General features: G+C 68.4%; 23 protein-coding genes. 6 read left to right on the top strand and 17 right to left on the bottom strand.

Going from position 1 to position 23,644, the window contains the following annotated elements; all coding sequences use genetic code 11:
* Positions 1-5 precede the first annotated feature (5 nt).
* The 5 genes from EJP67_RS05750 to EJP67_RS05730 all read right to left on the bottom strand — a co-directional run bounded on the left by EJP67_RS05750 (position 6) and on the right by EJP67_RS05730 (position 3,930).
* Positions 6-950 carry a glutaminase gene (locus EJP67_RS05750; protein ID WP_126020515.1) on the bottom strand — a complete coding sequence of 315 codons (945 nt, stop codon included), beginning with the start codon at positions 948-950 and terminating at the stop codon, positions 6-8.
* Positions 947-1,855: a DMT family transporter gene (locus EJP67_RS05745; protein WP_126020513.1), complete on the bottom strand. Its 909-nt coding sequence runs from the start codon at positions 1,853-1,855 to the stop codon at positions 947-949. Before EJP67_RS05745 ends, EJP67_RS05750 begins: the two co-directional genes overlap by 4 nt.
* 92 nt (positions 1,856-1,947) lie before the next feature.
* Positions 1,948-2,451 carry a BON domain-containing protein gene (locus EJP67_RS05740; protein WP_126020511.1) on the bottom strand — a complete coding sequence of 168 codons (504 nt, stop codon included), beginning with the start codon at positions 2,449-2,451 and terminating at the stop codon, positions 1,948-1,950.
* Positions 2,448-2,957: a flavin reductase family protein gene (locus EJP67_RS05735; protein ID WP_126020509.1), complete on the bottom strand. Its 510-nt coding sequence runs from the start codon at positions 2,955-2,957 to the stop codon at positions 2,448-2,450. The genes EJP67_RS05740 and EJP67_RS05735 overlap by 4 nt, the downstream gene beginning before the upstream one ends.
* A gap of 43 nt (positions 2,958-3,000) precedes the next feature.
* Positions 3,001-3,930, bottom strand: a complete 930-nt coding sequence (locus tag EJP67_RS05730) for a LysR family transcriptional regulator (protein ID WP_126020507.1) — start codon at positions 3,928-3,930, stop codon at positions 3,001-3,003.
* A gap of 73 nt (positions 3,931-4,003) precedes the next feature.
* On the opposite strand from EJP67_RS05730, the gene EJP67_RS05725 reads away from it, so the two are divergent.
* A complete protein-coding gene (locus EJP67_RS05725; RefSeq protein WP_126020505.1) occupies positions 4,004-6,010 on the top strand; it encodes an alkyl/aryl-sulfatase in 2,007 nt (668 codons plus the stop codon).
* On the opposite strand, the gene EJP67_RS05720 is transcribed toward EJP67_RS05725, so the two are convergent.
* Positions 5,992-7,221, bottom strand: coding sequence for a nucleoside recognition domain-containing protein (locus EJP67_RS05720; RefSeq protein WP_126020503.1), 1,230 nt, complete (start codon positions 7,219-7,221; stop codon positions 5,992-5,994). The two genes, EJP67_RS05725 and EJP67_RS05720, sit on opposite strands and share 19 nt — an antisense overlap.
* Before the next feature lie 72 nt (positions 7,222-7,293).
* Between EJP67_RS05720 and EJP67_RS05715 the strand changes: the two genes are divergently transcribed.
* A complete protein-coding gene (locus EJP67_RS05715; protein WP_126020501.1) occupies positions 7,294-8,871 on the top strand; it encodes a phospholipase D family protein in 1,578 nt (525 codons plus the stop codon).
* A gap of 158 nt (positions 8,872-9,029) precedes the next feature.
* Positions 9,030-10,190, top strand: a complete 1,161-nt coding sequence (locus EJP67_RS05710) for an ABC transporter substrate-binding protein (RefSeq protein ID WP_126020499.1) — start codon at positions 9,030-9,032, stop codon at positions 10,188-10,190.
* Between the two features lie 157 nt (positions 10,191-10,347).
* On the opposite strand, the gene EJP67_RS05705 is transcribed toward EJP67_RS05710, so the two are convergent.
* From EJP67_RS05705 to EJP67_RS05670, 8 genes are all read right to left on the bottom strand, one after another.
* A complete protein-coding gene (locus tag EJP67_RS05705) occupies positions 10,348-11,052 on the bottom strand; it encodes an ABC transporter ATP-binding protein (RefSeq protein ID WP_126020497.1) in 705 nt (234 codons plus the stop codon).
* A complete protein-coding gene (locus tag EJP67_RS05700) occupies positions 11,045-11,827 on the bottom strand; it encodes an ABC transporter ATP-binding protein (protein WP_126020495.1) in 783 nt (260 codons plus the stop codon). Before EJP67_RS05700 ends, EJP67_RS05705 begins: the two co-directional genes overlap by 8 nt.
* Complete coding sequence (locus EJP67_RS05695; RefSeq protein ID WP_126020493.1) at positions 11,824-12,786, bottom strand: branched-chain amino acid ABC transporter permease; 963 nt, start codon at positions 12,784-12,786, stop codon at positions 11,824-11,826. The genes EJP67_RS05700 and EJP67_RS05695 overlap by 4 nt, the downstream gene beginning before the upstream one ends.
* The gene (locus tag EJP67_RS05690) at positions 12,783-13,643 is read right to left on the bottom strand and encodes a branched-chain amino acid ABC transporter permease (protein WP_126020491.1); all 861 of its coding nucleotides are present in this window, start codon (positions 13,641-13,643) and stop codon (positions 12,783-12,785) included. The genes EJP67_RS05695 and EJP67_RS05690 overlap by 4 nt, the downstream gene beginning before the upstream one ends.
* A 53-nt stretch (positions 13,644-13,696) precedes the next feature.
* Positions 13,697-14,899, bottom strand: a complete 1,203-nt coding sequence (locus EJP67_RS05685; protein ID WP_126020489.1) for an ABC transporter substrate-binding protein — start codon at positions 14,897-14,899, stop codon at positions 13,697-13,699.
* A 100-nt stretch (positions 14,900-14,999) separates the two neighbouring features.
* Positions 15,000-15,323 (bottom strand): 2Fe-2S iron-sulfur cluster-binding protein, encoded by a 324-nt coding sequence (locus tag EJP67_RS05680; protein ID WP_126020487.1) that lies wholly within the window; start codon positions 15,321-15,323, stop codon positions 15,000-15,002.
* A gap of 5 nt (positions 15,324-15,328) precedes the next feature.
* Positions 15,329-16,777, bottom strand: coding sequence for a glutamine synthetase family protein (locus tag EJP67_RS05675; protein WP_126020485.1), 1,449 nt, complete (start codon positions 16,775-16,777; stop codon positions 15,329-15,331).
* 9 nt (positions 16,778-16,786) lie between these two features.
* The gene (locus tag EJP67_RS05670; RefSeq protein WP_126020482.1) at positions 16,787-18,124 is read right to left on the bottom strand and encodes an aromatic ring-hydroxylating dioxygenase subunit alpha; all 1,338 of its coding nucleotides are present in this window, start codon (positions 18,122-18,124) and stop codon (positions 16,787-16,789) included.
* Positions 18,125-18,386: 262 nt separating this feature from the next.
* Here EJP67_RS05670 and EJP67_RS05665 point away from each other — a divergent pair, with 262 nt between their 5' ends.
* A complete protein-coding gene (locus EJP67_RS05665; protein WP_126020480.1) occupies positions 18,387-19,124 on the top strand; it encodes a GntR family transcriptional regulator in 738 nt (245 codons plus the stop codon).
* A gap of 26 nt (positions 19,125-19,150) precedes the next feature.
* On the opposite strand, the gene EJP67_RS05660 is transcribed toward EJP67_RS05665, so the two are convergent.
* Both EJP67_RS05660 and EJP67_RS05655 read right to left on the bottom strand, forming a co-directional pair.
* On the bottom strand, positions 19,151-20,656 hold the full coding sequence (locus EJP67_RS05660; RefSeq protein WP_126020478.1) for an amidase: 1,506 nt from the start codon (positions 20,654-20,656) through the stop codon (positions 19,151-19,153).
* Positions 20,657-20,730: 74 nt separating this feature from the next.
* Positions 20,731-21,558 carry a metallophosphoesterase gene (locus tag EJP67_RS05655; RefSeq protein ID WP_126020477.1) on the bottom strand — a complete coding sequence of 276 codons (828 nt, stop codon included), beginning with the start codon at positions 21,556-21,558 and terminating at the stop codon, positions 20,731-20,733.
* Between the two features lie 125 nt (positions 21,559-21,683).
* On the opposite strand from EJP67_RS05655, the gene EJP67_RS33545 reads away from it, so the two are divergent.
* Positions 21,684-21,857 (top strand): hypothetical protein, encoded by a 174-nt coding sequence (locus EJP67_RS33545; protein WP_165909565.1) that lies wholly within the window; start codon positions 21,684-21,686, stop codon positions 21,855-21,857.
* 32 nt (positions 21,858-21,889) lie between these two features.
* Here the strand turns inward: EJP67_RS33545 and EJP67_RS05650 are convergent, their stop codons facing one another.
* A complete protein-coding gene (locus EJP67_RS05650; protein WP_126020475.1) occupies positions 21,890-22,870 on the bottom strand; it encodes a LysR family transcriptional regulator in 981 nt (326 codons plus the stop codon).
* Between the two features lie 121 nt (positions 22,871-22,991).
* On the opposite strand from EJP67_RS05650, the gene EJP67_RS05645 reads away from it, so the two are divergent.
* Positions 22,992-23,534, top strand: a complete 543-nt coding sequence (locus tag EJP67_RS05645; protein ID WP_126020473.1) for a hypothetical protein — start codon at positions 22,992-22,994, stop codon at positions 23,532-23,534.
* The last annotated feature ends 110 nt before the right edge of the window (positions 23,535-23,644 follow it).

Genomic DNA, 23,644 nt, shown 5'->3' with positions numbered 1-23,644 from the left:
CAGGTTCAGAAAACCGACAGACCCGTGCGCGCCACGAACATTTCGAGCGCCTTCATGCCCAGCAGCGAATTGCCGGTGGCGTCGAGCGCGGGCGACCACACGCACAGCGTGAGCCTGTCGGGCACCACCGCGACGATGCCGCCGCCCACGCCGCTCTTGCAGGGCAGGCCGATGGAGAAGGCCACGTCGCCCGCCGCGTCATAAGTGCCGCAGGTGAGCATCAGCGCGTTGATGCGGCGCGTCTGCCGCTCGCCCGTGACCTCGGGCTCGCCGTCGATGGGGTGTGCCCCGTCGCGGCACAGGAAGGCGGCGGCGCGCGCCAGCTGGCGGCAGCTCATGCGCAGCGCGCACTGGTGGAAGTAGGTGTCCAGCACGGTCTCGACGTCGTTGTCGATCTTGCCGAAGCTCTTCATGAAGTTGGCCAGCGCGATGTTGCGAAAGCCGGTGTCGGCCTCCGATTGCGCCACTTCGTCGTCGAAGGCGATGGGCTCGCCGCACAGGCTGCGCATGAGCGCGAGGATGTCGGCCTTGGCGCTGCCGCCGCTGGCTTTGGCCTGGCTCACCAGCCGGTCGGCCACCGCGATGGCGCCGGCATTGATGAAGGGATTGCGCGGCTTGCCCTGTTCGTTTTCCAGCTGCACCAGCGAGTTGAACGGGTTGCCCGAGGGCTCGCGGCCGATGCGCTCCCACAGCGCGTCGCCCATGCGCTGCATGGCGAGCGTGAGCGTGAAGAGCTTGGAAACGCTCTGGATGGAGAAGGGCGTCTCGAAGTCGCCCGCGCCGGCTTCCTCGCCCTCGCAGGTGCGCAGCGCGATGCCGAACTGCCGGGCATCGACGCGCGCGAGCGCCGGAATGTAGCTGGCGACCTTGCCGCCCTGGCCGAGCTGCGGGCGCAGCGTGGCGACGATCTCGTCGAGGACGGGCTGGAATCGGGTGATGTTGGTGCTCATGCGCTGCGTTGTACCGCAGGCCGCCGGTTCACCAGCACGATGCCCAGCGCCACGCCGATGAGCGCCACGATCAGTTGCGCAGTGAGCGGCTCCTTCAGCAGCGCCACGCCGAACACCAGCGCGAAGAGCGGCGTGAGAAAGGTGAAGGACGACATCTGCGTGGCGGGGTAGTGCCGCAGCAACCACATCCATGCGAGATAGCTGGCGAAGGCGCCGACCACCGTCTGCAGCCCGATGGAGGTCCAGGCCCAGGCCGAGTACGAGAAGCTCCAGTGCTCGCCGAGCACCAGCGACAGCACCGGGCACATCGCCGCGGTGACCGCCACCTGGTAGAACAGCGTCTTCTCGGCGCTGGCCGTGGCCAGGCGCGTGGTGCGCAGCGTGAGCGTGGTCAGGCCCCAGAGCATGCCGGCCGCCAGCGCCATGCCGTCGCCGATGAGCTGCGACGAGCTCATGTGGGCGAAGCCCTCGCTGAAGGCCAGCACCACGCCCGAGAACGCGATGAAGAGCCCCAGCCACTGGAAGCCGCGCAGCCGCTCGGCCGGCACCCAGCGCGGCAGCAGCAGCGAGACCCAGAAGGGCGCGGTGTAGAGGAACACGGTGAGCCGCGACGCGCTGGTGTGCTGCAGGCCCAGGTAGATGCCGGCGAACTCGCCCGCGAACAGCATGCCCGCCAGAAGCCCGGGCCACAGCGTGCCGTCGCGCTCGAAGAGCGGCACGCGCCGCCACACGCACCACAGCCACAGCAGCACAGTGGCGCCGACCATGCGGATCGAGGCCTGCCACATCGGCGGCACCTCCGCCACGGTGGTCTTGATGAGGATCTGCTGCAGGCCCCAGAAGGCGCAGCAGGCAATGAGCAGGCCGATGGCGAGGCCGTCGAGGTGAGTCTTGCGCTGGATCATTCGGATCGTCGTTCGCGGCGAGGAGTCGCCGGATTCATCCGATGATCGTATCGCGGCGGCGTGTTCGGCGTGCGCGTGAGGCTTCCCGGCCCCTATCTAGGCGGGGCCACCGGATAGGGCGGCTTGCCCCGCGTGCCCGTCATCAGATCCGGCACCACGGTCTCCACGTCGGCCACCGCGCGCGCGGCGCGCTCCAGCTTCCTGGCGAGCGCTGCGTCCGGCACGCAGCCCTGCAGGTACACCCAGCGGCGCTGGATGATGACCCAGACGCTGCTTTTCTTCACCCCCGGCACGGCCAGCAGCGCGGCGCGCACCTTGGGCGCGAGCGGCTTGTCGTAGCGGTAGGCGTTGCTGTCGGCGCACTTGCCGGCCAGCCAGCAGGTGGTGCCGCGCTCCAGCCGCGAATGGGTCTGCAGGCGACGCTCTTGCGCCGTGTAGAACGGGCCCTCGGGCACGGCGCAGGCCGGCAGGCCCGAGGAGAGCTGGAAGAACGGGTCGTCGAACCAGTTCTGCTTGACCGGCCCGTTCGCTTCCTGCGCCGTGCCGGCCTGCGCGGCGAGCAGCAGGACAAGCAGGAGCGCAGGACGATGCGTCACAAGGGATGCTCCGTGTAGAAGCGACCGCCGTGGAAGAGCAGCGGCGATGCGCCCGCATCGTGCGAGCAGCGCTCCACCTCGCCGACGAAGATCACGTGGTCGCCTTCGTCGTAGCGGCTGCGGTTGAAGCACTCGAAGCTGGCCGCCGCGCCCACGAGCACCGGCGCGCCGCCCAGGCCCTCGGTGAAGGCCACGTCGGCCCAGCGGTCGATGTTCTTGGTGGCGAAGCGCTCGGCCAGCGCCTTCTGGTTGGCCGCGAGGATGTTCACCGTGTAGTGCGAGCCGGCGCTGAGCGCGGGCATCGAGCCGGCCGCGCGCGCCAGGCTCCACAGCACCAGCGGCGGCGTCAGCGACACCGAGTTGAAGGAGTTGGCCGTGAGGCCGACCAGCGTGCCGTTCGCCGCGCGCGCGGTCACGACGGTGACGCCGGTGGCGAACATGCCGAGGGCTTCACGGAACTCGTCGGACGAAAAGGAGGGCGGCTGGGCCCGGCGGGGAGTGGTCACTGAAAAAAGACGCAAAGGCTTGAAGGCGGAGGGCCATTTTGGCTCAGTGCCCGCCGGCCTGCCCGAGCGGGTCCATCAACTCGTCGACGAGCCGGGTATAGACGGCGGCCGCCGGCGAGGGCGTGCGCGCCGCCAGCGTGACGAGGCTGTAGTGCGTCTGCATGCGCTCCAGGCCCGCCACGGGCAGGGGAACAAGGGTGTCTGTGTCGTGGCCCGGATGGCTGGGGACAAGGGCGACCGGCGCGAGGATCACCGCGTCGGCGGTGAGCGCCAGGTGCCGCAGCGTGCCGGCGTCGTCGCAGGTTACGTTGAACACGCCGCGGTCGCCGCGCGGCGCCACCCGGTCGAACTGCGCCGCGACCTCCGCCGGCAGGCGCGGGCCGGCGACGGGGTAGGCCATGAGCTTGTCGAGCGGCACGGGCCGGGGCTTGAGCTTCAGCAGCGGGTGCTTCGGCCGCACGAAGAAGGACACCGGCAGGTTGGGCAGCCGCGAGAGCTTCAGCCCGGGCTGAAGCTTCGTCAGGTCTCGCGTGTCGGCGACGAACAGGTCGAGCTCGCGGCGGTGCAGGCGCTCGCACAGCGTGGCGGTATCGGCCACTTCCATGCGCATCTGCAGCTGCGGGTGGCGCTGCGTCATGAGCGACAGCGCCGCGCGGCCCAGCGTGCCGGCGGCGAAGGGGCCGAAGCCGACCGCGAGGCTGCCGATGGCAAGGCCCTCGAGCTGCAGCACGTCACGCGCGATCTGCTGCGCGTCGGCCAGCAGCTCGCGGGCGCGCGCCAGCACCAGCTCGCCGGCCTGGGTGAAGCGCACGCTGCCATAGGCGCGGTCGACCAGGCGCGCCTGCAGGCTCTCTTCGAGGCTCTCGATGCTGCGCGAAAGCGCCGGCTGCGAAAGATGCACTGCCTGGGCCGCGCGGCCGAAGCTGCCCTGGTCGGCGAGGGCGACGAGATGCTGGAGCTGGCGCAGCTGCATTTTGCGTTTTGCTTCAAAAGGAAGCGCATATTTTGCATTTGCCAATGGTTCTGGCGCTTCGCATCATTGCCGGATGAAATCTTCCTCGCCCGCTCCTTCTTCCTTCTCCGTTGCGCTCGTCGCCCTTGCATGCGCGCTGGGCGCGCCGTCGGCCTCCTTTGGGCAGACCGAGCCCAAGGCGCCCGAGCCCTCCACGCTGCAGGCCAACGCCGAGATGGCGAAGACGCTGCCCTTTGCCAACCGGCAGGACTTCGAGGACGCGATGCACGGCTTCGTCGGCACCGTGCCCGATGCGCTGGTGCCGGGCTCCGGCGCGCGCCCGGTGTGGAACATGAAGCCCTACGACTTCCTCAAGGCCGAGGCGCCGGCCGACACCGTCAATCCGAGCCTGTGGCGCCAGGCGCAGCTCAACGCGATCCACGGGCTCTTCAAGGTGACCGATCGCGTCTACCAGGTGCGCGGCTTCGATCTCGCGAACATGACCATCGTCGAAGGCGACAGCTCGCTGATCGTCATCGATCCGCTGCTGGCCGCCGAGACCGCGCGCGCCGCGCTCGAGCTCTACTACCAGCACCGTCCGCGCAAGCCGGTGGGAACGGTGATCTACACGCACGGCCATGCCGACCACTTCGGCGGCGTGAAGGGCGTGATCGACGAGGCCGACGTGAAGGCTGGCCGCGTGCAGGTGCTCGCGCCCTCGGGCTTCATGGAAACGGCGGTGGCCGAGAACATCCTCGCGGGCAACGCGATGAGCCGGCGCTCGCAGTACCAGTTCGGCACGCTGCTGCCGCCGGGCCCGCGCGGGCAGGTCGACACCGGCCTGGGCAAGGCGCTGGCGCGCGGCACCATGTCGCTGATCGCGCCTACGTCCACCATCGACAAGCCCACGGAGGAGCGCACCATCGACGGCGTGCAGTTCGTCTTCAGGCTGGTGCCGGGCTCCGAGGCGCCGTCGGAAATGCTCATGTACCTGCCGCAGTTCCGCGTGCTCAACATGGCGGAGGACGTGACGCACAACATGCACAACCTCTACACCATCCGCGGCGCGGAGGTGCGCGACGGCAACCTGTGGTCGAAGTACATCGACGAGGCGCGCGTGGCCTTCGGCGGCAAGGCCGAGGTGCTGATCGCCCAGCACCACTGGCCCACCTTCGGGGCCGAGCGCATCGTCGACCTGCTGAAGAAGCAGCGCGACATGTACAAGTTCATCAACGATCAGTCGCTGCGCCTGCTCAACCAGGGCTACACGGCGGCCGACATCGCCGAGACGCTGCGCATGCCCGCAAGCCTGGAGCAGGAATGGTCGGCGCGCGGCTACTACGGCACGCTGCGGCACAACGCCAAGGCCGTGTACCAGAAGTACCTGGGCTGGTACGACGCCAACCCCGCCAACCTGAACCCGCTGCCGCCTGTGGCCTATGCGAAGAAGACGGTCGAGTACATGGGCGGCGCCGACGCGGTGCTGGCGCGTGCCCGCGAAGATTTCAGGAAGGGCGAGTTCCGCTGGGTGGCCAGCGCGATGAGTCAGGTGGTGTACGCCGACCCCGCCAACCGCGCGGCCCGCGAACTGGGCGCCGACGCCCTGGAGCAGATGGGCTACCAATCGGAGGCCGGCACCTGGCGCAGCGCCTATCTGGTGGGCGCGATGGAGCTGCGCAACGGCGTGCCGAAGATCGCTGCCGGCAACAGCGCCAACGCTGATTCGCTCAAGGCAGTGAGCAACGACCTGTTCTTCGACTTCCTCGGCGTGCGGCTGAACGCGGCCAGGGCCGAGGGCAGGAAGATGGCCATCAACTGGAACTTCACCGATTCGAACCAGCAGTTCGTGCTGACGCTGGAGAACTCCGCGCTCACGCACATCGCGGGCCGCCAGCCGGATGCCGACGCCACCGTGACGCTGAGCCGCGCCACGCTGGACGCGATCACACTGAAGGAAACCAGCTTCCCGGCGGCGGTGCTCGCGGGCAAGGTGAAGATCGACGGCGACCGCACGAAGCTGGCGGAGCTGATGTCGATGCTCGACACCTTCGAGCCGATGTTCCCGGTCGTCGAGCCCCGCGCTCAGCCGAAGAACCAATAGCAGACAGCGATGGCGGCCATCACGCCCGCCAGCTCGGCCAGCAGCGCGCACGACACCGCATGCCGCGTGCGCTGGATGCCCACCGCGCCGAAGTACACCGCAAGCACGTAGAAGGTGGTCTCGGTGCTGCCCTGGATGGTGGCGGCCACCAGGGCAGGGAAGCTGTCGACGCCCTGGCTCTTCATGGTCTCGATCAGCATCGCGCGCGCCGCGCTGCCCGAGAAGGGCTTGACCAGCGCGGTGGGCATGGCGTCGACGAAACGCGCGTCGAGCCCCGCCGCCGTCACCAGCCAGCGCAGGCCGCCGAGCGCGAAGTCGAGCGCGCCCGAGGCGCGCAGCACGCCGATGGCGCACAGCATCGCCACCAGGTAGGGCAGCAGGTTCTTCGCGATGTCGAAACCTTCCTTCGCGCCCTCGATGAAGCATTCGTACACCTTGATGCGACGGATGGCGCCCGCCAGCAGGAACACGACGATCACGCCGAACAGCGTCAGATTGCCCAGCAGCGACGACAGCGAGGCGATGGCCGTCGCCGACAGCGTGCCCAGCAGGGCCATGAATCCGCCCAGCAGCAGCGCGCCCGGCACCAGGTAGGCCAGCACCACCGGGTCCCACAGCCGCAGGCGCTGCGCCACCGCCACCGACAGCAGCCCGACCAGCGTGGAGGCGCTGGTGGCCAGCAGGATAGGCAGGAACACCAGCGTCGGGTCGCCCGCGCCCTGCTGCGCGCGGTACATGAAGATGGTGACCGGCAGCAACGTCAGCGACGAGGCGTTGAGCACCAGAAAGAGGATCTGCGCGTTGGTGGCCGTTACCGGGTCGGGGTTCAGGCGCTGCAGCTCGCGCATCGCCTTCAGGCCGATGGGCGTGGCGGCGTTGTCCAGCCCCAGCGCGTTGGCCGCGAAGTTCATGGTGATGAGCCCGAGCGCCGGATGCCCCGCCGGCACGCCCGGCATGAGCCGCCGGAAGAGCGGCCCCAGCAGCCGCGCGAGCCAGCCCACCAGCCCCGCCGCCTCTGCGATGCGCAGGAAGCCCAGCCACAGCGTGAGCGTGCCGAACAGTAGCACCATCACCTCGACCGCCAGCCGCGCCATCGCGAACAGGCTTTCGACCAGCGCCGCGAACACGGTCGGATCGCCCCCCACCAGCCAGCGCACCAGCGCCGCCAATGCCGCCACCCCGAAGAAACCCAGCCACAAGCCGTTGAGCACGCTTCTTTTCCTTTTGTTTCGCTTCGATGATAGGCCCGCCATCCGGGCCCGCCGCGAGCTACAGTTCGGCCCATGCGCGCCTCCACCGTCCGCCGATTCGCCGCTCTCGTCCTGGGCGCCGCCGCCCTCTGGCTGGCGGGTTGCGCGAGCCTGCCGCCGCCGCAGCCGCGCCCGGTGGTCACGGCTGTTACCGACGTGTCGCAGACAGAACTGGGGCAGCTGGCGGCCAAGGGCACGCCGGGCGGCTCGACCTCGCTTTCGGGTTTCCGGCTGCTGCCGGAGGCCGCCTTCGCCTTCGACGCGCGCATCTCGCTCGCGCGGCATGCCGAGAAGTCGCTCGACGTGCAGTACTACCTGATCCAGAAGGACGACGTCGGCCTGCTGTTCCTCAAGGAGCTGCGCGAGGCCGCGGCGCGCGGCGTGCGCGTGCGGCTGCTGGTGGACGACCTCTACACGGGCGGCGAGGACGAGGTGTTCAGCACGCTGTCGGCCTTCCCGAACATCGAGGTGCGGCTGTTCAACCCGCTGCCGTCGCGCGCGAGTTCGCTGGCCACGCGGCTGCTGTTCTCGCTGACCGATTTCGGCCGCATCAACCATCGCATGCACAACAAGCTGCTGGTGGCCGACAACAGCTTCGCGGTCTCGGGCGGCCGCAACATCGCCAACGAATACTTCATGCGCAGCACGGCGGCGAACTTCATCGACATGGACGTGCTGTCCAGCGGCCCGGTGGTGCGCCAGATGTCCGAGGGCTTCGACCGCTACTGGAACAGCGAGCACGTGCGCCCCATCGAGCAGATCGCGCCGCTGCGCATGCCCGTTGCGCAGGCGCAGAAGCGCTTCGACGAGATCGCGCGCACCGCGGTGCCCGACGTGGCCATGCACCAGCGCGACGTGCTCGACAAGTCGCCGGTGGGGCAGCAGCTCATTGCCGGCAACGTCGAGCGCTACTGGGCACCGTCGACGCTGTTCGTGGACGACCCCGAGAAGATCACCCGCAAGGCCGAAGCTGCGTACGAGGGAAGCGTGACGGAGGGTGCGCTGAGCGTCATCAATTCGGCCGAGCGCGAGGTGAAGATCGGCTCGCCGTACTTCATTCCGGGCGCACGCGGCATGGCGATGATGAAGAAGGCCATCGAGCGCGGCGGGCGCATCACGGTGGTGACGAACTCGCTGGGCGCCACCGACGAGCCGTTGGCCTATGCGGGCTACGAGCGCTACCGCGCCGACATGCTGAAGATCGGCGTCACCATCTACGAGATCGCGCCCACGCTCACCGGCAAGTCGGGGCGTTTCGGCGACTTCGGCAAGTCGATCAGCCGGCTGCACGCCAAGCTGGCGATCGTCGACGACGAGCGCTTCTTCATCGGCTCGATGAATCTCGACCACCGCTCGGCCGCGGTCAATACCGAGATGGGGCTGGTCATCGACAGCCCCGAGCTGGTGAAGGACTACGACAGGCTCATGAGCGGCGAGCGCGTGAACCTCGGCTACCGGCTGCGGCTCGCGCCCAACGGCCGGCGCGTGCAGTGGCTGGAGTACGACGACGCCGGCGGCGACATCGTCCACGAGGACGAGCCCGGCGAATTCCTCTGGCTGCGCTTCAAGAACTGGCTGCTGCTGCCGATCGTGGGCGAAGAGCTGCTGTAGCCGGGCGGCCTGCTCCAGCTGCCATGAATGTGGCGGCCATGCCGAAGCCGGCCATGAAGTAGCAGCCAAGGTCATCTCCGGCGCGGCAAGGTGCGTTACATTCCTCGCAAGAGTGTGAACTTTTGTCACAGACGCATTCATTTCCGGAGACTTCGACCATGACCGTTCCCGTGCCGCGCGAGTCGATTGCGCCGCTTTCCAACAGCCGTCGGCGTGCGCTGACCGGGCTGGCCGCCGCCACTGCCGCCGCCGGCCTCGGCTTTCCGGCGCTCGCGCAGAACCGGCCGCTGCGCGTGGGAACGACCTTCGACAACAGCAGCGTCGAGAAGGCCAACGGCCAGGGCCTGTACCAGGGCTCCAGCGCCTTCTTCAATGCGCTGAACAAGGCTGGCGGCATCAACGGCTCCAAGGTCGAGCTCGTGATGGCCGACGACACCTTCAAGCCCGACGTGGCCAAGGCCAACGCGCTGGCCTTCGAGAAGGACAGCTCCGTGCTCGCGCTGGTGCACCCCCTGGGCACGCGCCAGACGGCCGAGGTGATGGATGCGGTGCCCGGCATGGCCGTGGTGGGCCCCATCACCGGCACGATCTCGCTGCGCAGGAAGAATTCGCCCAACACCTTCTGGGTGCGCGCCAACTACGACCAGGAAGTCGAGAAGCTGGTGAGCACCGCCGCCGTGCTGGGCCAGAGCCGCATCGGCCTCGTGCATTCGAACGATCCGCTGGGGCAGTCGGTGCTGGCCGCCTTCAAGGCCGCGCTGGCGAAGGCGAAGCTGGAGCCGGCGGTGATCGCGACCACGCCCAACACCACCAGCATGGAAGTGGGCCCCGCCGCCGAAGCCATCGCCAAGGCCAAGCCTCAGGTGGTGGTGGTCGGTCTGGCCGGCACGGCGCCGGTGTTCCTGAAGGCGCTGCGCGAGGCGGGCAACAGCAGCTCGGCCTACGGCCTCTCCATCACGGCCAGCGCGCTGTCGGCCATGGGCGACCTGGCCAAGGGCCTGGGCTTCGTGATCGTGGTGCCCTCGCCGTACTCGACCAAGTTCGAGATCGTGCGCCGCTACCAGGCCGACATGGTGGCCAACGGCGTCAAGGACTTCTCGCTCACCAGCCTGGAGGGCTACCTGAACGCGGCGGTGCTCGCAGAGGGCATGCGCCGCGCGGGCGGCTCGCTCACCCGCGCATCGGTGATGTCGGGGCTCGCGAGCATCGAGAACTTCGACCTGGGCGGCGTGAAGATCAACTACGGGCGCACCAACCGCGAAGGCGGCCAGTTCGTGGACGTGGCCGTCATCGGCAGCCGCGGCCAGATGCTCAGCTAGGCCGCCGGGCGCGAAAGCGGGACCGGACAGCCGAACGCAGAAGGAATACAAAAACTACGCAGAAGTCGCAGAAGAAATCGAAAACTTTTTTGGTTTTCCTTTTGCGACCTTCGCGAAACCTTCGCGCCCTCTGCGTCCGGCTGCCCGCTCCCGAATTTCAGACCCCGACCCCGAGCAGCCCCTCGAGCAGCGACGCGTCCTCCGCCAGCTGCGCACTGAGCCCCGCGTGCACCACCGTGCCGCGCTCCAGCACGATCGCCTTGTGCGTCATCTCCAGCGCGAGCACGGGGTGCTGCTCCACCACGATCGACGCGAGCCCCTCCGACTCGCACAGCCGCCGGATCGCCGTCGCCAGTTCCTCCACGATGATCGGCGCGAGGCCCTCCATGGGCTCGTCGAGCAGCAGCAGCTTCGGGTTGGTCATGAGCGCGCGGCCGATGGCGAGCATCTGCTGCTCGCCGCCCGACAGCTGGTTGCCGTAGTTGCCGCGACGCTCGCGCAGGCGCGGGAAGAAGTCGTAGACGCGCTTGAGGTTCCAGCCGCCCAGCCGCGAGATGACGGTGAGGTTCTCTTCGACCGTGAGCGAGGGGAACACCTCGCGCTCCTGCGGCACCCAGCCCAGCCCCGCGCGCACGCGCTGGTGCGAGGGCCAGCGCACGATGTCCGTGCCCTGCCAGCGGATCGCGCCCTGCATCACGCGGGTGTTGCCCATCAGCGTCTCGAGCAGCGTGGTCTTGCCCACGCCGTTGCGCCCGAGGATGGCAAGGCTCTCGCCCTGCTGCAGGGAGAAATCGAGCCGGTCGAGCACCACGGCGTTGCCATAGCCGGCGGTGACGTTGTCGAAGGCGAGTGCTTCAGGCATGGGTGTGTGGGTGGTGATGGAGGTGCGAGCTGCCCAGGTAGACCTCGCGCACGCGCGGGTCGGCGCCGATTTCCGAAGGCGTGCCCTCGGTGAGGATGCGTCCGCCCACCAGCACCGAGATGCGGCGTGCGAAGCGGAAGACCAGCTTCATGTCGTGCTCGATGAAGAGCACGCTGATGTCCGCGGGCAGCGCCGCGATGGCCTCGAAAAGCTCGCCGCTCTCGTCCTCCGGCACGCCGGCGGCGGGTTCGTCGAGCAGCAGGATGCGGGGCCTGGCCGCGAGCGCGAGCGCGATCTCGAGCAGCCGCTGCTTGCCGTAGGCCAGCTCGGCTACGGGCACGTCGGAGAGGCCGTGGAGCTTCAGCGTGCGAAGCAGCACATGCGCCTCGTCGAACACCGCGGTGCAGCCTTTCAGCGGCCGCCACCAGGTGGCGCCCAGCCCTTCGCGCTCGCTGATCGCCAGCACCACCGACAGCAGCGGCGTGAGGCTGGGAAAGAGCGTGTTGATCTGGAAGGTGCGCGCCAGGCCCATTCGGGCGCGCTTGTCGCCGGGCAGCCGCGTGATGTCGGTCCCGCCCATGTGGATGCTGCCGCTGGTGGGCTTGAGCACGCCGGTCAGCAGGTTGATGAGCGTGGTCTTGCCGGCGCCGTTGGGGCCGATCAGCGCCTGCCGCGCGCCGGGCTCGAGCGAAAGGTTCACGTCGGCCACGGCCTGGAAAGCGCCAAAGCGCACGCCCAGGTCCTGCGTGCGCAGGGTGTGCGTGGCGTTCGTCATCGCGCCTTCCCCGTGCGCACGAAGCGCGAGAGCGCACCCATGATGCCGCCGCGCCCCAGCATGACGGCGGCGATCAGGAAGATGCCGAGCCAGAACATCCAGTACTGCGGGTTCATGTCGGCGAACCAGTCGTGCACCAGCATGTAGACGATGGCGCCGATCATCCCGCCATAGAGCCGCCCCGTGCCGCCGAGCACCAGGATGATGAGCACCTCGGCCGAGCGGTTGAAGCCGATCGACTCGATGCCGACGAACTGCGTGGTCTGCGCCAGGAGCGCGCCCGCCACGCCCGCCACCGCCGCCGAGAAGGCGTAGGCCATGCGCAGCCGCGCCTCCACCGGCGAGCCGATGGCCGTCATGCGCTTGCGGCTGTCGTGGATGCCGCGCAGCGCCAGCCCGAAGGGCGAGCGCAGCACCAGCCGCACCAGCAGGAACATCGCGAGCACCACGCCGAAGGCGTAGCCGAACGCCGTCTTGCCGTAGAGGTCGAATTCGAAGAAGCCGAGCACCGGCGCGATGGCCACGCCCTGCAGCCCGTCGGTGCCGCCGGTGATGCCCGAGAGCCGGTTGGCCAGTTCGTAGAGCAGCACGCACACGCCGATGGTGATCATCAGCCGCGTGAGATCGGCGCCGCGCACCACCAGGTAGCTCAGCGCATAGCCCAGCGCTGCGCACACCGCGAGTGCGAAGACCAGGCCGCTGAAGGGCTCGCTCCAGCCGTACTTGGCGAGCAGGCCGGCCGCGTAGGCGCCCGCGCCGAAGAAGGCCGCGTGGCCCACGGTGAGGATGCCCGCGTAGCCCAGTGCCATGTCGAGCGACACCGCGAACAGGCCGAAGATGAGGACCTGGCTCATCAGCGTGAGCTTGTCGGGCAGCAGGAAGAAGCTCGACGCCAGCGCGAGCCAGAAGGCGGCCTCGGCGATGCGCAGCTGCGCGGGAGAGAGGTTCAGGGCTTTCATGCGAGCCCCTTCTTCGCGACGATGCCGTTCGGGCGCACCAGCAGCATGACGATCATGAAGACGTAGATGAGAAATGCGCCGGCTTCCGGCAGGTAGTACTTGCCCGCCACGTCGACGATGCCGACCAGCAGCGCCGCGACGAAAGGCCCGGTGACGGTGCCCGCGCCGCCCACGCAGACCACCATCAGGAAGTAGACGAGGTACTTGAGCGGAAACGAGGGCTCCAGCCCCAGCATCCCCAGGCTCAGCGCGCCGCCCAGGCCCGCGAGGCCGCAGCCCAGCGAGAAGGTCAGGAAGAAGAGCCGCTGCACATGGATGCCGGTGCCGCCGGCCACGCGCTGGTTGTCGACCGCCGCGCGCACCATCGCGCCGTAGCGCGTCTTGCCCAGGCCCAGCAGCAGGGCAGCCAGCACGAGCACGCCGCAGACGATCAGGAAGAGCCGGTAGCGGCCCACTTCCAGGCCCGCCAGCGACACCTGCCCGTCGAGCGCCGGCGGCAGCGTGAAGGGCTGCATCGTCGGGCCGAAGAAGTAGGTGAAGGCGGCGATGGACACGAACACCACGCCGATCGACAGCAGCACCTGGTCCAGCGGATGCGCGCGGTACAGGCGCCGGTAGAACACGAACTCCAGCAGGGCGCCCAGCACGGCTGCCGCCACGAAGGCGGCCGCCAGCGAGAGGCCGAAGCCGAGCCCGAAGCGGTTCATCAGCACGGCGGCTGCGTAGCCGCCCACCATCGCGAAGCTGCCATGCGCGAGGTTGACGAAATTCATGAGCCCCATCGTGATGGACAGGCCCACGCCGATGAGGAAGAGGAGCATGCCGTAGGCCACTCCGTCGAAGATCACGATGCCCATGAATTTCCCGCTTGCTGACTCGCTGGCTGAACGATGGATACGACGAGCAATGCCTACTTGGCGGCGGCGCCTTCCTTCGCCGGGTCCTTCACGCGCTCGAACTTGTCGAACTCCACGTTCACCAGCTGGCCGTTCACGCGCTCGGTCTTGCGGATGTAGACGGTCTGCACGATATCGCGCGTGGCCGGGTCGATCTCCACCGGGCCGCGCGGGCTCTCGAAGCTCAGGCCCTTGAGCGCGTCCATGAACTTGTCGCCGGCGGTGTCGCCCTTGGTCCTGGCCAGCGCGAGGTCGATGGCGGCCATGGCGTCGTAGGCAGTCACGGCGAAGTAGCTCGGGCGCAGCTTGGTGCCGTTGTCGGCGGCGAAGTCCTTCACGAACTTCTGGTTCTTCGGCGACGGGTGCGCGAAGGAGTAGTGGTGGCTGGTGACCAGGCCCAGCGCCACGTCGCCGGTGGCGTCGAGGTAGCTGTCGTCGGTGGCCTCGCCGGTGGCGTAGAGCTTGATGCCGGCCTGCTCCATGCCGCGCTCCTTCCACACCTTCAGGAAGGCCGGCGGCATCACGCCCGAGGGGAAGAAGAAGAACACGGCCTGGGGCTTGGCGTCCTTGATGCGCTGAACGTACGCCGAGAAGTCGGGGTTGTTCATCGGCGTGCGCACTTCGCCCGACACCTTGCCGCCGCCGGCCGTGAAGGTCTTCTTGAAGGCGGTCTCGGCGTCGACGCCCGAGGCGTAGTCGGCGACCACGGTGTAGGCGTCCTTGATGCCTTCCTTGAGCATGTAGCGCGCCATCGGGTCCGTCACCTGCTGCACGGTGAACGACAGCCGCGCTACGTACGGCGAGCTGGTGGTGATGGCCGAGGAGGCCGCGTTCATCACGATGGTCGGGATCTTCGCCTGCGTGGCGATGGCGCCCACGGCGTACGCGTTGGGGCTGAAGTCCAGGCCGGTGAGCACGCTCACCTTGTCGCGCACGATGAGCTCCTGCGCGATGCGCTTGGCGGCGTCGGGCGCGGGGCCGGCGGTGTCCTTCTTGATGATCTCGACCGTGCGGCCGCCCACCTTGCCGCCGTGCTCCTTCAGGTAGAGCGCGATGCCGGCGTCGAACTGGCGGCCGTAGTCGGCGTACGGGCCCGAGTAGGTGGCGATGAGGCCGATGCGCAGCGGCTCGCCGGCGGCCTGCGCGGTCGCTCCCAGCAGGCCGAAGCCGGCCAGCAGCAGGGTCGAGAGGATGGTTCTCTTGGTCATCGTCGTCATGGGAAAACGCCTTTCAGGTGGAGTGGATGCGCCCCTTCGGGCGCCGCTGTCATGTAACCGGATGTGCAAACAAAGCGGGCGATGATGCCCGAGCCAGGCGTCAGACCTGCGTATCGGGTACGCGCACCGTGAGGCCATCGAAGGCCGCGGTGATGCCGAGCTGGCAGCTCAGGCGCGAGCCGGGCCGGCGCTCGGACGCCACGGCATCGAGCAGCGCGCTCTCCATGTCGTCGGGTGGCGGCAGCAGGTCGATGAAGGCGTCGTCCACGTAGACGTGGCAGGTGGCGCAGGAGCAGCAGCCGCCGCACTCGGCATCGATGCCGCGCACGTTGCCGCGGATGGCGGTCTCCATCACGCTGGCGCCGACCTTGGCGTCGACCGCGCGCGTGGTGCCGTCCTTGAGGATGTAGTGGATCGTGGGCATGGGTTCTAGAACATGTCGAAGTACTCGCGGTGTTCCCACTCGCTGACTTCGAGGTTGAAACGGGCGATCTCCGCTTCCTTGATATGGCAGAGGTAGTCGACGAAGGGCTTGCCCATCTGCGCGTTGAGCATCTCGTCCTGGCGCAGGCAGGCGAGGGCGTCGCTCAACGAGCGGGGCAGTTGCTCCGCCGGCGTTTCGTACGGTGCGTCGGCAGAGGGGCCGGGGTCGATCCTGTTGCGGATGCCGTCCAGGCCCGAGAACAGCTGCGAGGCCAGGTACAGGTACGGATTGGCCGTCGGCTCGCCCACGCGGTTCTCGATGCGAGTGGCCGCCTGGCCCGCGCCGCCGAGCACGCGCAGCATCGCGCCGCGGTTGTCCTTGGCCCAGATCGCGCGGTCGGGCGCGAGAGAGAAGGGGCGGTAGCGGCGATAGCCGTTGATGGTGGGGCTTGCGAGCGCCGCGGCGCCGCAGGCGTGTGCCTTGAGGCCGCCGAGGTAGTGCATGCCGGTCTCGCTCAGCGGCTGGCCGCTCGAGGCCTCCGGCATGAAGGCGTTGACGCCGTCGCTCCTGCGGCGCAGCGACTGATGCAGGTGCCAGCCGCTGGACATCACGTTCGGGATCTTCGGCCGGCACATGAAGGTGGCGTGCAGCCCGTGGCGCTGGCAGATCTGCTTGATGGCGCTGCGCAGCAGCACCATGGTGTCGGCGGGCGTGACGCCGGCGGTGGGGCCGAAGGTCAGCTCGAACTGGCTCGGGCCGAATTCGATCTCCAGCGAGCGCAGCGGCAGGCCGAGCGCCACCAGTTGCGAGCGCAGCAGCTCCATCAGCGTGTCGACGCGGTCGTAGCGCAACTCGGTGAGGTACTGGTGGCCGTGCGACAGCAGCGACACGCGCGGCGGCTCGCCGGGCTGGCCCGAATCGGCCAGGCCCATGCGCGCGTCGTCGAGCTTGAAGACGTGGAACTCCACTTCGAGGCCGGCGACGAAGTCCAGACCCAGCTCGTCGAGTTGGTGCACCGCGCGCTGCAGGATCTGCCGCGTGGCAAAGGGGCAGGGCTTGCCGTCGGCCATGTAGGCGTCGCACATCACCCAGCCGGTGCGCGGCGACCATGGCAGCACCTTGAACGTGGCGGGGTCGGCCACGATGGTGAAGTCCGCGCCGCCCTGCAGGCCTTCGATGGCGAAGCCGCCGCCTTGCGTGAACACCGGGAACACGGTCTTGTGGGATGTGTCCTTGGCCAGCAGGGTCGAGGTAAGGTTCACGCCTTCCCAGAGGGCCGAGCGCGCCTCGGTGGCAACGAGCGTCTTGCCGCGCAGGATGCCGTGCTGGTCGGGCCAGGCGAAGCGGACGAGGTCGACCTCGCCGCCGTCGATGCGGCGCACCAGTTCCCTGGCCTGCGCGTGCTGGTCTTCGCTCCAGAGGCCGAAGCGGTCGACGAATGTGTGGCTCGTCATGGCGTGTGCTCAGGCTGCGGCCAGGCGTGCGGAGGCCCAGTCCGACTTCAGTCGCCGCGCGCGGTCGGCGTCCTGCCAGTAGGCCTCGGTGGCGGCCTCGTCGGCGACGTTGCGGCCGATGCCGTCGATGGACGGCGGGCCGGTCATGGCGCTGGCCTGCGCGGCGTCGATGACCATCGGCGCGCCTTCGCCGGCCAGCGTGGCCTCGATCGCCTTCACCAGCACGCGGCGGTAGGCAATGATCCCTTTGTCGGTGCTGCCCAGGTGCTCGCGGGTGCGGTCCTGGATGGGGCCCTGCGACTCCACCGCCCACTGGTCGTGCACGTTGATGTCGTCGCCCATGCCGGTGTAGGTCTCGGTGAGCTGTTCCTCGATGCTGTAGCCGTAGTTGTTGCGCTTGTTCTTGCGCGAGGTGTAGTCGGGCAGCTCGTAGAGCTTCAGGCGCTGCTCGCGCATCTGCTGCTTGTCGACCGGGCCGGTGAAGCTGGTGAAGATGGCGTACCAGTAGCAGTGCGTGTCGTCCACCGGCACGTGCCACTGCGAGATGGTCATCTCGGAGCTCATCGGGATCACGAAGGCCTGCGGGAACACCAGGTTGGTCACGCGCACGTGGGTGGTGTCCTCCGACAGCTTGCGCAGCGCCTTCAGGCGGAAGCCGTAGTCGGTGGGCTCGACGCTGATGTCGGGCCGGTCGTATTCGCGCAGCACCTTGGTGATGGGCATGTCGGAGTCGGCCGAGGCGCCGCGGAACTGCTTGCCGTAGCTCCCGGAGGTGTCCTCGTCCTCGAAGAAGCGGTGCAGGTACGAGGCGTGCGCCGGGTCGATGCCCACCTCGAGCGCCTGCAGCCAGTTGCACTCGAACAGGCCCTTGAACGCGAAGGTGTGGCTGTCGGGCGCGACGAAGCAGTCGAACTCGGGGAAGGCGGGGGGCTCGCCCTCGCCGATGTAGGCGAAGACCACGCCGCTCTTCTCGACCACCGGATAGGCCGACTGCTTGATGCGGCTGCACAGCTTGCTGGAGGCGGGTTCGGCCGGGGTCTCTAGGCAGTTGCCCCTGGCGTCGAACAGCCAGCCGTGGAAGGCGCAGCGGATGCCGCCGTTCTCGAGGCGGCCGAAGGCGAGGTCGGCGCCGCGGTGCGGGCAGTCGCGGTCGAGCATGCCGAGCTGGCCGCTCTCGTCGCGGAAGAGGACGAAGTCCTGCCCCATGAGCTTCACCGGCTTGACCGGGCGCGGGCCCGCCAGTTCGTCGGCCAGGGCCACCGGCTGCCAGTAGCGGCGCAGCAGCTTGCCGGCGGGCGCGCCGGGTCCGACGCGGGTGATGAATTCGTTCTGCTCTGCGCTGATCATCGTGCGGGCTCCATCGTGGGGACTGTGGAAAGAGGCTTGCAGGCATTGCATGCAGCTGTATGCATTGTCTTGGTGATCCTCGATCCCGGTCAAACTTTCATCTGCCAAATTGCCCCAATCTGGGGCTTGCAAAGGCCAAAATCAGGGTAAACGCTGAGCGTATCGTCGGTTTTTGACACTTCTTGTGAAGCTATGCATGCAACAACCGAGCCAGAGTAAATACGCTGCGTGCAATGTGGGGCCCGTCTCCTAGAATCCGCCCATGGACTCCCAACAATCCCGCGTGCTCGTGCAATTGCGCGACATGATCCTCAAGGGCGAATTCGGGCCCGGAGAGCGGCTGGCCGAGATCCCGCTGGCCGAGAAGCTCGAAGCCTCGCGCACCCCGGTGCGGCTGGCGCTGGCCAGCCTGGAGCACGAAGGGCTGATCGAGCAGTCGCCCAGCGGCGGCTACCAGATGCGCCGCTTCACCTCGCAGGAGGTGGCCGACGCCATCCGTGTACGCGGCGTGATCGAAGGCTTCGCCGCGCGCCTGCTTGCCGAGGACGGCGCCTCGCGCCAGCTGCTGCGCGACCTGAAGGAATGCCTGGAAGACGGCGACCGCGCCGTGAACAAGCCCAGCATGGAGATCGACGACTACGCTGCCTACGTCGAGATGAACGACCGCTTCCACAAGCTGATCATCGAAGGCTGCGGCAACCTCGCGCTCAAGCGGGTGATGGACATGCTCGGCGGCCAGCCCTTCGCCGCCCCGAGCGCGATGCTGCCGATGCAGTCGTCGATGGAAGAGGGCCAGCAGTGGATGCGCCAGGCTCACCGCACGCACCATGCGATGGTGCAGGCCATCGAGCGCGGCCAGGGTTCGCGCGCGCAGGCGCTGGGCGAGGAGCACGTCGAGATCGCGCGCATGAACCTCGACTACGCGCTGGAGCGGCCGGAGCTGGCGGCCGAGCTGATGCCGGGCATCAAGCTGGTGGCGAAGGGTCGCGGCGGCGCCTGAATCTCCGACGCTGGCGGTGCGGCAGCTCAGCTGCTGAGCGCACGCCTCGGCGTTACCACCGCCTCCACCGCCGCGCCCACTGCCAGCAGGCGGTGATCGGTGTTGCCGATGCTGGCCACCATCAGCCCCACCGGCGCGGTGCCCGCGTCATGGCAGGGCACCGAGAGCGCGCAGCCGTCGAACAGGTTCACCACCGCGGGGTTGCGCAGCATGCGGCCGTTGATCCGGTAGTAGGTGTCATCGTCCTTCAGCACCTCGGCGATCGGCGGCGCGATGTCGGGCGTGGTGGGCATCAGCATTGCGTCGTAGCTCGCGGCCACGGTGTTGATCGAGCGGATGAACTGCCGGCGCAGCGCCTGCAGCTGCAGGTAGTCGGGCGCGGTGATGGTCTCGCCGGTCCTGATGCGGGCCAGCACGCGCGGGTCGTACCTGGCGGCGGCGGTCTTGATGAGCTCGCGGTGCCAGGTGAAGGCTTCGGCGGCGGTGATCATCCCGCGCGGGTTGATGGTCGGCGCCTTCGCGAACTCGGCCATCGGCAGCTCGGTGATCGTCGCGCCCGCGGCGGAGAGCTTGGCCAGCGCCGAGGCGAAGGCCGCAGCCACGGGCGGCGAGAGTTCGTCGAGGAAGAAGGTCCTGGGCACCGCGAAGCGCAGGCCACGCATCGGCAGCACGCGCAGCGGGCGCGGCAGCTCGGCGGCGAGCACGGAATCCAGCAGGGCGCAGTCTTCCACCGTCCACGCCATCGGACCGGCCGAATCGAAGGAGGTCGACAGCGGCAGCACGCCGTCCAGCGGAACGCGTCGCTGCGTCGGCTTGAAGCCCACCAGGCCGTTAAGCGCCGCCGGAATGCGCAGCGAGCCGCCGGTGTCGGTACCGATGGCGCCGGCTGCCATGCCATCGGTCAGAGAGATCGCGCCGCCGGAGGTCGAGCCGCCGGGGATGCGGCCGGTCGCGCGGTCGTAGGCGTTCTTCGGCGTGCCGTAGTGCGGGTTGATCCCCAGGCCGGTGTATGCGAACTCGACCGTGTTGGAACGCCCGATGATGATCGCGCCCGCGCGCCGCAGCCGCTCGACCACGATGGCGTCGCGCGCGGCCGGCGGCTGGCCGGCCAGCACCACCGAGCCGCCGAGCGTGGTGACGCCGGCCTCGTCGAACAGGTCCTTCAGCGAGATGGGGATGCCGGCGATGGGCGAGGCGGCGGGGCGGCCGCCCTTGCGTTCGGCGTCGAGCCGCGCGGCGGCGGCGCGTGCCGAATCGGCATGCACGCGGATGAAGGTGCGGGCGCCTTCGCCGGCGGGGTTCTGGATGGCGGCCAGCGCTTCTTCCACGAGCTGGCCGCTGCTGAGGCTGCCGGCGGCGAGGCGGCGCGACATCTCGGCGATCGAGAGCTGGCCCATGGCCCTGCCTCCGGTCGGCTCGGCCGGCTTCTGGGCGAAAGCCCGCGGCCAGAAGGAGGACAGCCCGGCGGTCGCGGCTGCGCCGGCGGCCTGCTGCAGGAAGTGGCGACGTCGTTGTTGTTGCTGCTGCGTCATGGCACGCTCCCCCATCCGGTCGGATGGAATCGGGCCAGTCTACACAGCCATGGCGGCGAACGCGTTGCCGGCCGTTACCGCTGCCGGTGCCGGGCGCCGGGCACCTCGATCAGCAGCTGGGGCTTGTAGCCTTCCTGTTCGCCGTTGCGCGCGTAGCCCAGGGGGTTGGCGACCACGCGGCAGCCGTTCTTCACGTAGTCGGACGGGCAGTGCAGGTGGCCGTGCAGCCAGAGCTGTGCATGGGGCAGCAGCTCGTCGAGCGCGTTGCAAAAACCTGCGGTGCCGGGTGTCAATCCGTAGCGCGGATCGCCGCTCTCGAGGCTGGGCGCGAAGTGGGTGATGGCGACCGTGGTCCCGTCGAATGGCTCGGCCAGCGCCTGCTTGAGCCAGTCCTGGCAGGCCAGCCCCTGGTCGCGCAGCTGCGCGGCGAGGAACAGCTCGCCGTTACGCATGGTGGCTGCTTTTTCAAGATAGAAATCGGCCGCGCGCATGGCCTTGCCGCGCTTCTTGAGTGCTTCGGCGAGGCTGTCTGTCGGCTCGGCGAGCGCGTCGAAATCGGCCCAGAGCGTGGTGCCGACGAAGCGGACGCCTTCGATCACGCGGGTTTCGCGCTCCAGCCAGATGATGTCGAGCTCGTCGCAGAGGGCGCGCAGGCGCTGGTGGGTCTCGTCGAAGTCGACGTTGTCGTATTCATGGTTGCCCGGCACGTAGATCACCGGCACCGGCCAGCCCTTGCGGGGGGAGAAGCGGCCCAGGCCGAAGTCGGTGTCGGTCAGGCGGGAGCCCTGCTGGTAGGAGCCGATGTCGCCCGCCAGGATCAGCATGTCGGCGCCGGGCAGGGGCTCGGCTCGGAAGCGGGGATGGGACTCCAGGTGCAGATCGGACAGCAGTTGCAGCTTCATCGTCGGGCCAGTCTAGGTGAATTGCCCCATGCGTGACACGCATAAGGTTTGGCTTGATCTTCTAGGGTTAACCCTTATTCTTGGAGCATCAACCACTCCAGCGCAGCCACGAGCCGCGCACCATCATGTTCAGCCTCATCGCCCAAGTGGCCCGTTTCTTCCGTTCTTCCAGCGCCAATGCCCCGGCCAGCCACGCCGCCGCGCTGATGGAAAGCGCCGACATGCGCGCCGGCCGCGGAGCCCATCACGCACAGGAGCTGCGCGCCGCAGCCAGCGCCTGGCTCAGCGTCGTCCGCTGATCCACATATAGATAGCGAGATAGCGCAACAGGTCAGTCGGGCACCTTCTGTCCGAGGACCGAGCCGGCGAAAGCCGCGGCTGCCGAGCGCAACAGCGCATTTCGCAGCCATTCGTGAGAATGCCCGTGCTGGGCGCGCCGATGCCAGATCGCATCCACGTGTACCGGCGGCTGGTCGAAGGGAAGGTCGCGCAGTACCAGCTGGTCGTCGATGCCGGTCACGGTCACGAAGTGGCGGGGCAGCACGGTCAGCAGATCCGAATTGGCGACCACCCTGCCTGCGGTGAAGAACTGGTTCACCGTCACCACGATGCGCCGCTCGCGGCCCATGGCGCCCAGCGTCTGGTCGATGAAGCCGTAGGGCCGGCCCGAGAAACTCACCAGCAGGTGGCGGGCGGCACAGTAGTCGTCCAGCGTGAGGGGCGCATCCGCCAGCGGATGGCCCCGCCGCATCACGCATACATATTGGCCCAGGTAGAGCCGCTGGGTCTCGAACGGAACCCCTACCCCCGACTGCCCCCGCGCCGCGAGGCTCGCGATCACCGCCGGGAAATAGCCGACCGCCATGTCGACCTCCTCCTGTTCCAGCATGCGGCGCGGATCGCGCGTGGTCAGCGGCAGCACGCGCAGGGAAATGGCCGGGGCTTCCTTTTCGGCGATCTGGACCAGGCCCGGGATGAGCTCCGCCGCGGTGGCATCGGCCATCGCCAAGAGGAATGTCGTGTCGGCCGTGCTGGCATCGAATTCGCCGGGGGCCAGCGTGTGCTGCAACTGGCGCAGGGCGTCCCGCACGGTCGGCCAGAGGGCGAGCGCGCGAGGGGTGGGCTCGACGCCTGCGCCGGAGCGGCGCACCAGCTCGTCGCCCAGGACTTCGCGCAGGCGTCGCAACGCATTGCTTACCGCCGGCTGCGTGATCGACAGGTTGCGAGCGGCTCGCGTGAGGTTGCGTTCGGCCATCACCTCGTCGAAGACGCGAAGCAGGTTGAGGTCGAGCGTGCGAAAGTTGACGTCCATCAGCCTTGTGAATGATAAACATCAGAAAGATAAATTGGATAAACACTGGGGTAATCCCTAATATCACCCCATCGGCCTTGTTCGCCACCACTGATTACCAATGTCCCAGGAGGGATGCATCATGACCAGCTTCGTTCACGTTGACCAACCTACCGTCCACCCCGGCGTCCGTCGCGCCGAAGTCCTGTTCGGCCAGATCCAGGCCGCACGTGCAGGTGCCAATGGCGCCCGCCCGTTGATCGCCCTGTTGATCGTCGCCATCGCGGCGGCCGTCCTTGTGGTGACCGAGTCGCTCGTTTCCAACTGGAACGACGGCGGTCTGCTTGCTGCCTGGACGGTGTTCTGCATTGCAGCCATCGCCTTGTTCGCGCTGTTCGCCGGCTCGGTCCGCCAGAGCAGCCTCGCCGCCGCGTGGCGCGCAGCTGCCGAACGCCGTGCCGCGGCGCGTGCCGACGCCCGCTTCCTCGCCACCGCTCAAAGCGACCCGCGCGTGATGCAGGAACTGCAGGCCGCCATGTGGCGCCAGCAATCGGAAGGCACCGTGCCCGCAGCCGAAGCCGCCAAGATCGATGCACTGGCCCGCATGAGCGCCCGCTCGCAGGAAGTGCGCATGCCCACGCTGTACGAAGCGATGCGCCGCATGAACAGCTCGCGCTACTACTAAGCAGCAGCGATTCGCCAATAAAGAAAGCCGCCTTCGGGCGGCTTTCTTTATTTATGAGGGGAGGCGCACAGTCGCTGCGCAAAAAGTGCGAAAGAGTAGACGGAGCCTCA

This window comes from Variovorax guangxiensis, from assembly GCF_003952165.1.
GTDB classification, from domain to species: Bacteria; Pseudomonadota; Gammaproteobacteria; order Burkholderiales; family Burkholderiaceae_C; genus Variovorax; species Variovorax guangxiensis.
Note: the sequence above shows the minus strand (reverse complement) of the source record. Positions and strands in the feature narration are given on the sequence as shown.